Consider the following 13704-nt stretch of genomic DNA (forward strand, 5'->3'; position numbering starts at 1 on the left):
TCCGTTACTCAGGGTCGTCCGCGAGGGATCTCGCCGCCCGGACGCAGTGGGCGAGCGCGGTGCGGGCGTACGCGGGGGAAGCACCCGCGAGCCCGCACGCCGGGGTCACCGTCACGGCCTCGGCGAGAAGCGCCGGTGACAGCCCCAGCCTGCGCCACAGCGTCCTGACACCCATGACGCTACCGGCAGGGTCTGACAATGCCGTGTCCGTGCCCGGCACGACACCGGCGAAGAGCCGCGTCCCCGCCTCCACGGCCTCCCCGATCACCTCGTCGTCACGCTCGGTGAGCAGCGCGAAGTCGAAGGAGACGGCGTTCGCCCCGGCCCGGCGCAGCAGTGCGAACGGGACGTCGGGGGCGCAGGAATGCACGACCGTCGCCGGGTTGACGGCGAGGACGTCCCGCAGTGTCGCCTCGACGATCTGCCGGTCCACGGCCCGGTGGGTGCGATAGCCGCTGGCGGTCTTCACCTGACCGCGCAGGACGGCGGTGAGGGACGGTTCGTCGAGCTGGAGCACGAGTTGCGCGCCGGGTACGCGGCGCTGGACGTCCGCCAGGTGGCCGCGCAGGCCCTCCGCGAGGGAGGCGGCGAGGTCGCGGCAGGCTCCGGGGTCGGAGAGCGCGGACTCTCCGTTGCGCAGTTCCAGGGCGGCGGCCAGCGTCCAGGGGCCGACGGCCTGGACCTTGAGGAGGCCGTCGTACTCCTGCGTGAACTCCTCCAGGGCGTCCAGGTCCTCGCCCAGCCAGGAGCGCGCCCGCTTCGTGTCGCGTCCGGGGCGGTCGCCCAGGCGCCAGCCGCTGGGCTCCACGCGCGCGTACATCTCGACGAGCATCCCCGCCGTCCGGCCGATCATGTCGGCGCCCGGCCCGCGCGCGGGGAGTTCGGGCAGGTGCGGGAAGTCCTCGAACGAGCCGGTGACGGTCTTGGCGGCCTCGCGGGCGTCACCGCCCGGCAGGGAGCCGACGCCGGTGGCGGGGGGAAATTCTGGGTTCACGGGTGAAGCCTACGTAGCCCGGCGGGGCGGGACCTCCGCGCAACCTCCTCCGGCGATCGGCACTCTTCCTGTCCGGCCGTCAGCAGCCGTTCCGGGGGGAGCCTTCTCGTGTCATGCCGTCGCACGCCCGTGGTGTGGGCCGTTCCGGTCCTGTGGACGCTCGCGCTGGGGCTGTGGGGGCTGACGCGGCAGGGCAGCGTGTGGCGGGACGAGGCGGCGACCTGGCAGGTCGCGGAGCGCTCCCCCGGCGAGATCTGGCGGATGCTGGCCAACGTCGACGTCGTGCACGGGTGTTACTACCTGCTGATGCACGTCGTGTTCGAGTGGTTCGGGGCGGGCGTGGTGTCGCTGCGGATGCCCTCGGTGCTCGCGGGCGCGGTCGCGGCGGGGTGTGTGGCGGTCGTGGGGAGCCGGCTGGGCGGGGTGTGGGTGGGGCTGGTCGCGGGGACCGCGTTCGGGCTGCTGCCGGCCGTGCAGTTCCAGCTCCAGGAGGGGCGCGCGTACGCGTTGGTGGCGGCGGGGGCGGCCGTGGCGACGCTGCTGCTGGTGAACGCGCTCCAGGGGGAGGGCCGTCGGTGGCTGTGGGCCGCGTACGGGGGTGTCGTGCTGTTCGCGGGGCTGCTGAACTGGCTCTCGCTGATGCTGCTCGCGGCGCACGCGGTGACGTTGCTGTGGTGCGGGGCCGGGCGCCGGGTGTGGGCGCGCTGGGCGGTCGCCTCCGGGGCCGCCGTCGCGGGGGTGCTGCCGTTGGTGCTGTTCAGCCGGGGGCAGGCCGAACAGGTGTCGTGGATACCGCCGCTGAGCTGGCAGATGCTGATCGGGCCGACGGTGCTGGTGGCGATCGGGTGCGCGGGGGCGCTGGTGGACCGCCCGCGTGTGGGGCGGCTGTCGGTGACGGCCGTGGGGCTGCCGCTGCTGGTGGTGCCGCAGGCCGGGCTCGTCCTGGTGTCGCTGGTGAAGCCGCTCTACATGGACCGGTATGTCCTTTACAGCATGCTGGGGCTGACGCTTCTGATCGGATCGTCCCTAGGGGCGGCGATACGGACATTTCCGAAAGCGCGGGGGTGGGTGCTCGCGGGGGTGCTGGGGCTGGCGACGGTCGCCCTGCTGCCGTACTCGCTGGCGAAGCGGGCGCCGGAGAGCCGGGTGGACGACGTCCTGGCCGTCGCCTCCGACGTGCGGCGGCTGAAGGGGGACGGGGACGCCGTGGTGTTCGTTCCGGCGGCCCGGCGGGACGCGTGGCTGGTGTCGCCGGACGCGTTCGCCGGGCTGCGGGACGTCGCGCTGGTGGAGGGGCCCCGGGAGTCCGGGACGCTGAAGGGGATCGAGGCGGAGCCAGGGCGCATCCGGGACGTGTTGCTGGGTGAGCGGCGGGTGCTGCTGGTGACCGACGCGAAGGACATCGCGCGGCCCGCGCGCGCGGCGCGGGACCGGGCGAAGGCGGAGGTGCTGGGGCGGTACTTCAGGGTGGTCGCGGACGAACAGGTGCGGGGGCGGCGGGTGACCGTGTACGAGCGGCTGCCCGTGGGGGTCAGCGTCCCGGGCGGACCGTCAGGTCGTTGATCTCGGCGTCCCTCGGGAGGTCGATCGCCGTCAGGATCGCCGTCGCGACGGACTCCGGGTCGATCCAGCGCGCGGGGTCGTACTCCTTGCCCTCCTGCTGGTGCACCTTGGCCTGCATGGGGCTCGCCGTGCGGCCCGGGTAGACCGAGGTGACGCGGACGCCGTTCGCGTGCTCCTCGTGGCGCAGGGAGTCGGCGAGGGCCTTCAGGCCGTGCTTGGACGCGGCGTACGCGGACCACTCGGCGTGCGCGTTCAGGCCGGCGCCGGAGTTGACGAAGACGACGTGGCCCTTCGTCGTGCGGAGCTGGGGCAGGAGGTGGCGGGTCAGCTCGGCGGGCGCGATCAGGTTGACGTTGAGCTGGTGGCGCCAGGTCTTCGGGGTGAGGTCGCCGACGGGGCCCAGGTCGACGACCCCGGCGATGTGCAGGAGCGTGTCGACGCGGTCGGGGAGGGACTGGTGGGAGAACGCCCAGCTGAGCTTGTCGGGGTCGGCCAGGTCGCCCACGAGGGTGCGGGCGCCGGGGAACTCCTTCGCCAGCTCCTTCGCCCGGCCCGCGTCGCGCGCGTGGAGCACGAGGTCGTCCCCGCGCGCGTGCAGGCGCCGGGCGACCGCTGCGCCGATTCCCGAACCGGCGCCGGTGATCACATGTGTTGGCATGTCCGCCATGCTCGCATCAGGCGGCGCCCGTGAGGTACGCGAGCGCTTCCGCCGGGTCCTTCGCGAAGGCGATCAGGTCGGCGAGGGGCAGGGGGAGGAAACCTTCCGCCTCCATCCGCTCCAACTGGAGCTTCAGGCCGTCGTAGAAGCCCTCGGTGTTCAGCAGGACGACCGGCTTCGCCGTGTGGCCGTGCTTCTTCAGCTCCAGGATCTCCGTCGCCTCGTCGAGCGTGCCCATGCCGCCGACCAGGATCGCGACCGCGTCCGCCTTCTCCACGAGCAGTTTCTTGCGCTCGGCCAGGTCCTTCGCGACGACCATCTCGTCCACGCCGGGGCGGACCTTCGCGGCCAAGAACTCCACGGACACCCCGCACAGACGCCCGCCGGCGGCCTCCGTGCCGTCCGCGACGACCTTCATCAGGCCGCTGTCCGAGCCGCCCCACACCAGCGTGTGGCCGCCCTTGCCGAGCAGCGTCGCGAACTCCCTCGCGGGGGTCGTGTAGCGGTCGTCGAGGTCGGCGGCGGAGAGGAAGACACAGATGCGCATGCGGGACACGGTACGGGGAACGTCCGCGGGGGTCCCGGCGTTTTCCTGGCATGACCAACGGACACCGCATCACCGTCGAGCCGTCCTCCGCGCACGTGCGCGTGGTGCACGGCGATCAGGTCCTGGCCGAGAGCGAGCGGGCGCTGCTCCTTGAGGAGACCGGCTGTCCCCCGCGCTACTACCTCCCCGCCGAGGACGTCCGCCTCGACCTCCTGACCCCCTCCGACACCCACACCGTCTGCCCCTTCAAGGGCACCGCGTCCTACTGGTCCCTGCCGGACGCCCCCGACCTGGCCTGGTCGTACCCCGAGCCCCTGCCCGACGTCGCGGCGATCAAGGGGCATGTGTGCTTCTACGCGCCGGAGGTGTCCTAGCCTCGGACCCTCAGACGCCGGCCGGGGTCCGGCGGGTGGTCGTCGCGATGGTGGCGGAGCCGACGACGCGGGTGTCGTCGTACAGGACGATCGCCTGGCCGGGGGCGACGCCTCGGACCGGGTCGGTGAAGGTGACCTGGAGTTCGTCGCCGACCAGTTCGGCCGTGACCTCGGTCTCGCCGCCGTGGGCGCGGAGCTGGGCGGTGTAGGTGGCCGGTCCTGTGGGGGCGGTGCCGCACCAGCGGGGCTTGATCGCGGTGAGGGCGGTGACGTCGAGGGAGGCCGCCGGGCCCACCGTCACCGTGTTGTTCACCGGGGAGATGTCGAGGACGTAGCGGGGCTTGCCGTCGGGGGCGGGGGTGCCGATGCGCAGGCCCTTGCGCTGGCCGATGGTGAAGCCGAAGGCGCCGTCGTGGGTGCCCAGCTTCTCGCCGGACTCGTCGAGGATGTCGCCCTCGGACTTGCCGAGGCGGTTGGCCAGGAAGCCCTGGGTGTCGCCGTCCGCGATGAAGCAGATGTCGTGGGAGTCGGGCTTCTTGGCGACCGCGAGGCCACGGCGTTCGGCCTCCGCGCGGATCTCGTCCTTGGTCGTGAGGGTGTCGCCGAGCGGGAACATCGCGTGCGCGAGCTGCTTCTCGTCGAGGACGCCGAGGACGTACGACTGGTCCTTCGCCATGTCGCTGGCGCGGTGGAGTTCGCGGGTGCCGTCCTCGCGGAGCACGACCGTCGCGTAGTGGCCCGTGCACACCGCGTCGAAGCCGAGGGCGAGGGCCTTGTCGAGGAGCGCGGCGAACTTGATCTTCTCGTTGCAGCGCAGGCACGGGTTGGGGGTGCGGCCGGCCTCGTACTCGGCGATGAAGTCCTCGACGACGTCCTCGCGGAAGCGGTCCGCCAGGTCCCAGACGTAGAACGGGATCCCGATCACGTCCGCCGCGCGGCGCGCGTCGCGGGAGTCCTCGATCGTGCAACAGCCACGCGCGCCCGTGCGGAAGGATTGCGGGTTGGCGGAGAGGGCCAGGTGGACACCGGTCACGTCGTGGCCGGCTTCCGCTGCTCGGGCAGCGGCTACAGCGGAGTCGACCCCGCCGGACATGGCGGCGAGGACTCGGAGGGGGCGCGCGGTCTCAGTCATAGCTCCTCCAGGGTACGGGGCGGCGGGAACTCGGGTGGCCGGATATCCGTTGGGGATCATGTGGGGGCAGGGCGAGAGAGGGTTCCATGGGGTCCAGGAAGCGGGACGGCGAGCGGCGGATCGGGCGGCGCGCGCTGATCGCCGGGGGTGCGGCGGCGGTCGTCGGCGGCGGGGCGTTCGCCGTGCGTGACGATCTGTCGCGGCTGTGGTGGCAGCTGCCGGGCAACCAGCGGCCTCGCGTCGAGGGCGCCGTCGACTTCCAGGGCGCGCGCTGGGTGGAGGCGTCGGACGCGAACTTCCGCTGGGCGGACCGGCCCGACGACTACGACGTCGACATGATCGTCGTCCATGTCACCCAGGGCGACTTCGACAGTGCCGTCAAGGCGTTCCAGGACCCCGGGCACCGGGCCGCCGCGCACTACATCGTCGGGCAGGACGGCCGGATCGCGCAGATGATCCGGGAGCTGGACGTCGCGTACCACGCGGGGAACCGCTCCTACAACGAGCGGAGCGTGGGCATCGAGCACGAGGGGTTCGTGGACCGGCCGCAGGACCTCACGGACGCGATGTACACGGCCTCGGCCCGGCTGGCGGCCGGGATCTGCGCGCGGTACGGGATCCCGGTCGACCGGAAGCACATCATCGGGCACGTGGAGGTGCCGGGGACGGACCACACGGACCCCGGGGAGCACTGGGACTGGGACCGGTACCTGAAGCTGGTGAGTGAGGCGCGGGAGGCGTTGTCTAAGGCGGAGGCGTGAGGTGCGGAGGCGTGAGGGGGTGGGGGTGGTGGTGAGCTAGGGGCAACGGGGTTGCGGGAGCGCGGAGTCGAGCGAGTCCCGGTTACGACAGCCCCGCCGCTCGCGCCCGCTCCACCGCCGGGCCGATCGCCTTCGCGACCGCCTCGACGTCGTCCTCCGTGGAGGTGTGGCCCAGGGAGAAGCGGAGGGTGCCGCGGGCGAGGTCGGGGTCGGTGCCGACGGCCAGCAGGACGTGGCTCGGCTGGGCCACACCGGCCGTGCAGGCGGAGCCCGTCGAGCACTCGATGCCCTGCGCGTCGAGGAGGAGGAGCAGGGAGTCGCCCTCGCAGCCGGGGAACGTGAAGTGGGCGTTCGCGGGCAGGCGGCCCTCGCGCGCCGGGTCGCCGCCGAGGATCGCGTCCGGGACGGCCGTCCGGACCGCCTCGACGAGGCTGTCGCGCAGGGCGCCGATCTCCCGCGCGAACGTCTCCCGGTTCGCGGCGGCGTGGTGGCCGGCGACCGCGAACGACGCGATGGCCGGGGTGTCCAACGTGCCCGAGCGGACGTGGCGTTCCTGGCCGCCGCCGTGCAGGACGGGGACGGGGGTGTACTCGCGGCCGAGCAGCAGGGCGCCGATGCCGTACGGGCCGCCGACCTTGTGGCCCGAGACCGTCATCGCGGCGAGGCCCGACTCCGCGAAGTCCAGGGGGAGTTGGCCGAACGCCTGGACGGCGTCCGCGTGCATCGGGATGCCGTACTCCCGGGCGACGTCCGCGAGTTCACGGACCGGCAGCACCGTGCCGATCTCGTTGTTCGCCCACATGATCGTGGCGAGGGCGACGTCGTCGGGGTTCTTCTCGATGGCCTCGCGCAGGGCGTCCGGGTGGACCCTGCCGTACCCGTCCACCGGCAGGTACTCGACCGTCGCGCCCTCGTGCTCCGCGAGCCAGTCGACGGCGTCGAGGACGGCGTGGTGTTCGACGGGGCTGGCCAGGACGCGGGTGCGCGCCGGGTCGTTGTCGCGGCGCTCCCAGTAGAGGCCCTTCACCGCGAGGTTGTCCGCCTCGGTGCCGCCGGAGGTGAACACGACCTCGCTGGGCCGGGCCCCCAACGCCTCCGCCAGGGTCTCCCTGGCCTCCTCGACCGTACGCCGGGCTCTGCGCCCCGCCGCGTGCAGCGCTGAGGCGTTGCCGGTGACTCCCAGGTGCGCGGTCAGTGCCTCTGCCGCCTGCGGGAGCATCGGGGTGGTTGCGGCGTGGTCGAGATAGGCCATGGTTCAGCGATTGTACGGGCCGGGGGGTAGGGGGTGCGGGGCGGTGGGGGGCTGTGGGGTGGTGCGCGGGGCGGGCGGCGTCCGGCGGCGTGTCCGGCGGGCCGGTTCGGGGGTGAACGCCGGGGCGGTTCAGGGGTGAACGCCGTGTCCGATTCCTGCCAGCTTTCGGTGGCGGGGGTCGGCATGCTCCTTCACATGAAGCGACTTGAGGGACATGTGGCACTGGTCACGGGCGGCAGCCGGGGCATCGGGGCGGCCGTGGCGGTGCGGTTGGCGGAAGAAGGGGCCGACGTCGTCGTCACGTACGAGCGGCGGGCGGAGGCGGCCGGCGAGGTGGTGCGGCGGATCGAGGACGCGGGCCGGCGGGGGGTGGCGGTTCAGGCCGACTGCGCCGTGCCGGAGGCGCCGGCCGACGCCGTGGAGGAGGCCGTCTCCGCGTTCGGGCGGCTGGACGTGCTCGTCAACAACGCGGCCGTCTTTCCGACCGGGCCGATCGACGCGTGGAAGGTCGACGAGGTGGACCGGACCCTCGCCGTCAACGTCCGGGCGCCCTTCCTCGCCGCGCAGGCCGCCGTGCGGTACATGGGGCGGGGCGGGCGGATCATCAGCGTCGGGAGCAACGTCGCCGACCGGGTGCCGTTCCCGGGGCTGGCGCTGTACTCGATGAGCAAGACGGCGCTGGAGGGGATGACGCGGGGGCTGGCCAGGGAGCTGGGGCCGCGCGGGATCACCGTCAACCTGCTGCACCCGGGGCCGACCGACACGGACGCCAATCCGGCGGACGGGCCGAACGCGGGCGGTATCGCGGGGTTCACGGCGGTGGGGCGGTACGCGGAGCCGGCGGAGATCGCGGCGACGGTGGCGCATCTCGCGGGGCCGGAGGGGGCGTTCATCACCGGCGCGTCGATCCATGTGGACGGGGGGTTCACCGGCTGAGGGTCATGGGCGGGCGGGGGCTCGGGCGCGGGCGGTCACAGGCTCCAGGAGATCGTCGAGTCGGCCTGCATGAACGCCGCGAGGACCACGAGGTCGGCGATGCCGAGGGTGAGGCCGAGGAGGGCTCGCCCCCGGCGGGTGGTGCCCCGGAGGAGGGCGACGGCCGCGAGGGTGATGGCGATGGGGCCCAGGAAGAGGTTCAGGGCGAGCAGGCCGACCAGGCCGAGGACGAAGGAGGCCACGGCCATGCCGTCGGGGTCCCGGCGGGTCGTGGGGGTGGTGGCGGGGGCGGTGAGGTGCGGCATGGTCAGGCTTCCCTTCGGGCGCCCGGGGCGCGGCGGCGGGCGGTGCGTTCACGGATGGCGAAGATCGTGAGCCAGGTGGCGACGACGGCGGTGGCGACGAGGGTGACGCTCAGGGGGGCGTGGGCCACTGTGCCCATCGCTACGCCCAGGAGGAGGAGCGCGGCTACCAGGAACAGCATGGGGGGTCCCTTCGCGAGGCGTGTTTCCGGTCGGTGAACAGTTGTAGGTACAGTTGTTCACTGACTTGGAAGTCTAGTACCCCACCCCGGCTTTTCAATTACGGAGAACAGTTGTTAACTGGAGAGATGAGTCACACCGTCGGCATCCGGCAGGCGCAGAAGCTGAAGACCCGCCAGGCCATCCTGGACGCCGCGCTGGAACTCCTTGAGGAGCAGAGTCTCAGCAGCCTCGGGCTGCGGGAGGTGACACGTGCCGTCGGAATCGCGCCGACCGCCTTCTACCGGCACTTCCGCTCCATCCCCGACCTCGGTGTCGCCCTGGTCGAAGCGGCGCTGGGCAGCCTGCACCCGATGATCGGCACGACGGTGATCGCGACCGACGACCCCGAGCAACGCATCGCCCGCGCACTGGAGTTGATCGACCACCACGTCTCCGCCAACCCCGCGCACGTCCGCTTCATCGCCCGCGAGCGGCACGGCGGGGTCCAGCCGGTCCGCGAGGCGATCCGCTCCCAACTCGACCGGTTCGCCGAGGAGGTGCGCGACGAACTCGCCAAGGACCCCCAGGCGCACGGCTGGAGCGACGCCGACCTCCTCATGCTGGCCCAGCTCTACGTCGACCAGATGCTCATCGTCGCCTCCCTGTTCCTGGACACCCTCGACGCACCGGCCCAGGAACGCGCCCTCGTCGTCGACCGGGTCGCCCGCCAGATGCGGTTGATCGCCGTCGGGCGCACGCATTGGAACGACTGAGGGGGGACGGGGGCAGGGACGTGGACGGGTTCGGCGCCGCGTAAGTCGGAGGCGACGCCCGGTGTTCCGGTGCGCCGCCGAAGCTCAGCCCTGCTGCTGGGTGCCCTGCTGACCCTGGCCGCCACCGGGTCCGCCGCAGCCACCGCCGCCGGCCTGGCCGCCACCCCCGGGCCCACCCGACGGCGCTCCCGACGGCAACGCGGTCGGCACCCCCGTCGGCTGCCCGCTCGGCGCCCCGTTCAGCATCGCCGTCGGCTGTCCCGTGGGCGCCCCGCTCGGTGCCTGGCACTGCTGCTGCCCGGAGTTCCCGCTGGTGGACGACGAGTCGCCGGAGCCGCAGGCGGCGAGGGTGAGGGGCGAGAGCGCGAGGAGGGCCACCGCGGGGACGAGACGCGCACGCTTCATGAGAGAACAGCTCCTAGGAGGATGAGTAAGTCCTGAGGGCTTGAACTCAACCAACCGCGTCTGGGGCTTCCTTGGGATCTGTCTGTTCGCCGCCTGTCGATCGGGGAAAGCCCGCTCCGGTCAGGCGTCCTCGTACAGGGCCGTGACCGAGGCCGCCGCCGCGCGCAGTTCGGCGCGCACCTCGGGCGGTGAGACCACCTCCACCCGGTCGGAGAACATGAGGAGTTGGCGGGTCGCCCCGAGCTGGTTGTAGCTGAGCCGGACGGTGACCCAGTCGCCGGAGAGGTCCAACTTCTCCTGCGGATCGGCGAGTTGGGCCGCCGCGAGCCGGAGGAAGAAGTCGATCCGGTCGCGCGGGACCCGTACGACGACCTCGATGCCGTCGGGACGTTCCTCCACCTGGCGCCTCAACACCTCCCAGGCGTCGGAGAGTTCGACGCCGGGGCGGCGGCGGACGAGATCGGGGAGCGGCTTCGCCCGCTGGATCCGCTCCGCGCGGAACAGTTGGGGCGTGCCGCGCCGGTCGGCGACGAGGTACCAGACGCCGGCCTTGGAGACGAGGCCATAGGGGTCGACGGTGTAGGTGCGGGGCTCGGTGGCGCCGCTGTGCCGGTAACTCAGGCGCAGGCGGCGGTCGCTGAAGACGGCGTCCTGGAGGACGTCCAGGTCCACGGCGGTGTGCTCGCCGCTCATCCACCACCGGGTCGCGTCCACGAGGATGCGGCGGCTGGTCACCTCGGCGGCCGGGCGGTGCGGGGCGGGGAGCGCGGCCATCACCTTGCGCAGGGCGGAGCCCAACGCCGAGTCCAGGCCCAGGGCTTCGTGCGCGCCCTGGGCCGCCAGCACGAACAGGGCCCGCGACTCGTCGGCGGTCAGGCCGGTGACGTCCGTGCGGAAACCGGACAGGAGGCGGATGCCGCCGTGCCGGCCCCGTTCCGCGTACACCGGAACGCCCGCTGCCGACAGGGCCTCGATGTCCCGGTAGATCGTCCGGTCGGAGACCTCCAGGCGGTCGGCCAACTCGCGGGCGGGGACCAGGGACCGGGTCTGGAGCAGCAGCAGGATGGAGAGCAGGCGATCTGATTTCACCGGCCAAGCATCTCGTAAACCTGACGGCGGGTGTCAGGTATCGGCGTGAACATCCTCGTACTCAGCCGTTACGGAAGGCACGCCATGCTCCTCGATCCCCGTCCCCTCTACGCCCGAGCCGCCGCGCAGGTCGGCGAACTGATCCACACGGTACGCCCCGACGCGCTCGACTCACCCACCCCCTGCCCCGACTTCGACGTCCGCACCCTCCTCTCCCACCTCGTCGGCGTGACCGTCCGCGTCGCCGTCACCGGGGAAACCGGCGACGGCCTCACGGTTGACGCGTTCGCGCCGGGCATCGACGACGACGCCTGGAGCACCGCCTTCACCGAGGCACACGCCCGTTCGGTAAAGGCATGGCAGGACGACGCCCTGCTCGCCACACCGGTACGAGTCCCCTGGGGCGAAGTCCCCGGCGCCGCCGCGCTGTCCGGATACGTAATGGAACTAGCCACCCACACCTGGGACTTGAACGAATCCCTGGGCCACCCCCTCCACCTCTCCCCCGAGATCGGCGAGTTCGCCCTCAACACCGCCCTCCACGCCCTCCCCGGCCCCGACCGCCCCACCGGCATCCCGTTCGCCTCAGCAACGCCGGCCCCCGAAGGCACCGACGCGTACGGGAAGTTGGCGGCTTGGACGGGGCGGCCAGTTACCGGGGTCGCGTGAGTTGGCCGGGGCGGAGGTACTGGCCGGGGTCGCGTGAGCTGACCGGGGCGGAGGTACTGGCCGGGGGCGGGGAGCCGGCCGGGGGCGGGCACTGGCCGGAGGCGGGCACTGGCCGGAGGCGGGGAGCCGGCCGGAGGCGGGCACTGGCCGGAGGCGGGGAGCCAGCCCCGGACATGTGCACCAGCCCGGGGACGAGGGCATCCCCCAAGGCAAGGGCACCAGCCCAGGAACAAGGACGCCAACCCGGGACGAGGGCGCCAGCCCAGGGCGGGGATGCGGGCCGGTCACAGCAAGTGCGGCCAGTGACGGGGGGCGTGGCTGCCGCCCGGCCGGATACGCGTCGCGAGCCGCGCACGTCGAGGTGGACCGCCCCGAGCGCGGCCGGAGCCCGCAGCGCCTGGACCTCGCGGCGGGGCGATGTCCCGCCGGGTGGCGTACCGACGCGGAACCGGTGACTCGGCAGGCCAGCCCGCCGGGGCTGCCGCCGGCGAATCGCATCGGGCGCCAGCGCCGGCGAGCAGCACGCGTCGCGGCTGGACAGGCAGGCTCGCGGCAGCCGCGTCGGCTCCGGGGCGCAGGCCAACACCCCCGCACGCTCACACCACCCAGCGGGACACCTGCCAATGCCGCACAGGGCTGGGCCGACGCGGACGCCGGAGAACACGGGCCGTTCAGATCCCGGCGTGAACGAGGAGGCACGCGGCCCGAGTTACAAGTGGCCCGGCGTAAACGCCGAAGCCCGCCCCGGTTCCCGAGCGACACGGCGTGAACCCGGCAGCGTGCGACCCGACTTCCAGTGGCGCGGCATGAATTGAAAGGCGCGCGGCCCGCGAGCCCCGAGCAGCGCCGCGTGCCCCCGGAAACGTGCGCCCCGGGTTCCAACGGCACGGCATGAACTCAGGAGCGCGTATCCCACGAGCCCCGATCAGCACCACGTGAACCCGAAAGCCCACGGCCCGAGTTCCACACGGCGCGGCACTGACCCGAGAGCGCGCACCCCGCGCACCCCGACCAGCGCGACGCGAACCCGAAAGCCCACGGCCCGAGTTCCAGCACGACATGAACCCGGAAGCGCGGACCCCGGTCACCACAGCGTGAACCCGGAAGCGCGCGGCCCGCGAGTCCCGATCGGCGCGGCGTGAACCCGGGAGCGCGCGGCCCGAGTTCATGCGGGTCGGCGTCAACTCGGAGCCCCACAGCCCGTGTTCACGACTGCATGACTCGCGCCAGTTGCCGGGACTGTGCGACCAAGCGGTTCTCGCTGTCCCAGACCTCCGCGTCCTCCTCGAGGAAGCCGCCGGCGAGGTTGCGGGTGGTGGTGGAGACGCGGAGGGGGCCGGGGGCGGGGAGGGCGCGGATGTGGGCGGTGAGTTCGATGGTGGGGACCCAGCCTTTGATGCCCATGTCGAAGACTGTTGGGGGGAGGGCGTCGACGGCGAGGAGGAGGGAGAGGGGGTCGGCGTCGCGGCCGTCCGCGAGGCCGAACCAGGCGCGGGACTCGCCCTTGCCGGAGGGTTGGCCGAGGGCCCAGCCGACGGTGGCCGGGTCGAGCTTGAGCAGGACGCGGTCGGCGATGGGCTGGTGGTCGGCGGAGCCGGGTGCGTCGTCGGGCCCGACGCAGTGCGCGAGGGGCGGGAAGGCGGGCGGCTTCGCCGTGGTGCGGACGTCGTCGGGGAGGGACGCCAGGTCGCCGTAGGAGGCGAGGACGCGGATGCGCTCGGTCTCGGTGCCGTCGGCCTCGTACTGGAACAGGGACGCCTGGCCGGTGGAGAGCGTGCGGCCGGTGCGGATCGTCTCCGCGCGGACGGTCGCCGGGCCGGGGCGCGACGCGCTCAGGTAGTGGGCCGAGATCGTGAAGGGGTGGGGGTGCGCCAGCGTCTCACCGAGGGCGCGGGCGAGGACGGCCAGGAGGTAGCCGCCGTTGAGGGCACCAAAGATCGTCCAGCCCTCTGGGAGGTCGATGCCGTACACACCGGGTTCGTGTGGGGTGAGTGCCGTCGCGCGGTCGAACTCGCTGTTTCCGACGGTGGCGGGGGCGGCTGTCTCTGGCATGCGTGAACGATACAGCAGGTGATTACTAAGCGGTA

The 13704-nt window shown here is 72.8% G+C and carries 16 protein-coding genes; 6 read left to right on the top strand and 10 right to left on the bottom strand.

Annotated features, from left to right (window positions below; all coding sequences use genetic code 11):
* Positions 1–4: 4 nt before the first annotated feature.
* Positions 5–994 (bottom strand): methionine synthase, encoded by a 990-nt coding sequence (locus tag IAG44_RS11580; protein ID WP_187747045.1) that lies wholly within the window; start codon positions 992–994, stop codon positions 5–7.
* 108 nt (positions 995–1102) lie between these two features.
* Here IAG44_RS11580 and IAG44_RS11585 point away from each other — a divergent pair, with 108 nt between their 5' ends.
* Positions 1103–2557, top strand: coding sequence for a hypothetical protein (locus tag IAG44_RS11585; protein ID WP_187747046.1), 1455 nt, complete (start codon positions 1103–1105; stop codon positions 2555–2557).
* Here the strand turns inward: IAG44_RS11585 and IAG44_RS11590 are convergent.
* A complete protein-coding gene (locus tag IAG44_RS11590; RefSeq protein ID WP_187747047.1) occupies positions 2526–3224 on the bottom strand; it encodes an SDR family oxidoreductase in 699 nt (232 codons plus the stop codon). The two genes, IAG44_RS11585 and IAG44_RS11590, sit on opposite strands and share 32 nt — an antisense overlap.
* 7 nt (positions 3225–3231) lie before the next feature.
* Positions 3232–3762, bottom strand: coding sequence for an LOG family protein (locus tag IAG44_RS11595; protein ID WP_187747048.1), 531 nt, complete (start codon positions 3760–3762; stop codon positions 3232–3234).
* Positions 3763–3812: 50 nt separating this feature from the next.
* Here IAG44_RS11595 and IAG44_RS11600 point away from each other — a divergent pair, with 50 nt between their 5' ends.
* A complete protein-coding gene (locus IAG44_RS11600; RefSeq protein WP_187747049.1) occupies positions 3813–4136 on the top strand; it encodes a DUF427 domain-containing protein in 324 nt (107 codons plus the stop codon).
* A gap of 10 nt (positions 4137–4146) precedes the next feature.
* Here the strand turns inward: IAG44_RS11600 and mnmA are convergent, their stop codons facing one another.
* Complete coding sequence (gene mnmA, locus IAG44_RS11605) at positions 4147–5268, bottom strand: tRNA 2-thiouridine(34) synthase MnmA (RefSeq protein WP_187747050.1); 1122 nt, start codon at positions 5266–5268, stop codon at positions 4147–4149.
* Positions 5269–5354: 86 nt separating this feature from the next.
* Between mnmA and IAG44_RS11610 the strand changes: the two genes are divergently transcribed.
* Positions 5355–6029 carry an N-acetylmuramoyl-L-alanine amidase gene (locus tag IAG44_RS11610; protein WP_187747051.1) on the top strand — a complete coding sequence of 225 codons (675 nt, stop codon included), beginning with the start codon at positions 5355–5357 and terminating at the stop codon, positions 6027–6029.
* A gap of 82 nt (positions 6030–6111) precedes the next feature.
* Here the strand turns inward: IAG44_RS11610 and IAG44_RS11615 are convergent, their stop codons facing one another.
* The gene (locus IAG44_RS11615; protein ID WP_187747052.1) at positions 6112–7281 is read right to left on the bottom strand and encodes a cysteine desulfurase family protein; all 1170 of its coding nucleotides are present in this window, start codon (positions 7279–7281) and stop codon (positions 6112–6114) included.
* 195 nt (positions 7282–7476) lie between these two features.
* On the opposite strand from IAG44_RS11615, the gene IAG44_RS11620 reads away from it, so the two are divergent.
* Positions 7477–8217 (top strand): SDR family NAD(P)-dependent oxidoreductase, encoded by a 741-nt coding sequence (locus tag IAG44_RS11620; protein WP_187747053.1) that lies wholly within the window; start codon positions 7477–7479, stop codon positions 8215–8217.
* A gap of 35 nt (positions 8218–8252) precedes the next feature.
* On the opposite strand, the gene IAG44_RS11625 is transcribed toward IAG44_RS11620, so the two are convergent.
* Both IAG44_RS11625 and IAG44_RS11630 read right to left on the bottom strand, forming a co-directional pair.
* Complete coding sequence (locus tag IAG44_RS11625) at positions 8253–8522, bottom strand: DUF4190 domain-containing protein (protein WP_187747054.1); 270 nt, start codon at positions 8520–8522, stop codon at positions 8253–8255.
* 2 nt (positions 8523–8524) lie between these two features.
* Positions 8525–8701: a hypothetical protein gene (locus IAG44_RS11630; RefSeq protein ID WP_187747055.1), complete on the bottom strand. Its 177-nt coding sequence runs from the start codon at positions 8699–8701 to the stop codon at positions 8525–8527.
* A 126-nt stretch (positions 8702–8827) separates the two neighbouring features.
* Here IAG44_RS11630 and IAG44_RS11635 point away from each other — a divergent pair, with 126 nt between their 5' ends.
* The gene (locus tag IAG44_RS11635) at positions 8828–9454 is read left to right on the top strand and encodes a TetR family transcriptional regulator (RefSeq protein WP_187747056.1); all 627 of its coding nucleotides are present in this window, start codon (positions 8828–8830) and stop codon (positions 9452–9454) included.
* A gap of 84 nt (positions 9455–9538) precedes the next feature.
* Here IAG44_RS11635 and IAG44_RS11640 read toward each other — a convergent pair whose 3' ends face one another.
* Positions 9539–9859: a hypothetical protein gene (locus IAG44_RS11640; RefSeq protein ID WP_187747057.1), complete on the bottom strand. Its 321-nt coding sequence runs from the start codon at positions 9857–9859 to the stop codon at positions 9539–9541.
* 120 nt (positions 9860–9979) lie between these two features.
* On the bottom strand, positions 9980–10948 hold the full coding sequence (locus IAG44_RS11645; RefSeq protein WP_187747058.1) for a helix-turn-helix transcriptional regulator: 969 nt from the start codon (positions 10946–10948) through the stop codon (positions 9980–9982).
* 84 nt (positions 10949–11032) lie between these two features.
* On the opposite strand from IAG44_RS11645, the gene IAG44_RS11650 reads away from it, so the two are divergent.
* Complete coding sequence (locus IAG44_RS11650) at positions 11033–11617, top strand: TIGR03086 family metal-binding protein (RefSeq protein WP_187747059.1); 585 nt, start codon at positions 11033–11035, stop codon at positions 11615–11617.
* A gap of 1206 nt (positions 11618–12823) precedes the next feature.
* Here the strand turns inward: IAG44_RS11650 and IAG44_RS11655 are convergent.
* The gene (locus tag IAG44_RS11655) at positions 12824–13669 is read right to left on the bottom strand and encodes a thioesterase family protein (protein WP_187747060.1); all 846 of its coding nucleotides are present in this window, start codon (positions 13667–13669) and stop codon (positions 12824–12826) included.
* Positions 13670–13704: the final 35 nt, after the last annotated feature.

Source organism: Streptomyces roseirectus, assembly GCF_014489635.1.
In the GTDB taxonomy this organism is placed as follows: Bacteria; Actinomycetota; Actinomycetes; order Streptomycetales; family Streptomycetaceae; genus Streptomyces; species Streptomyces roseirectus.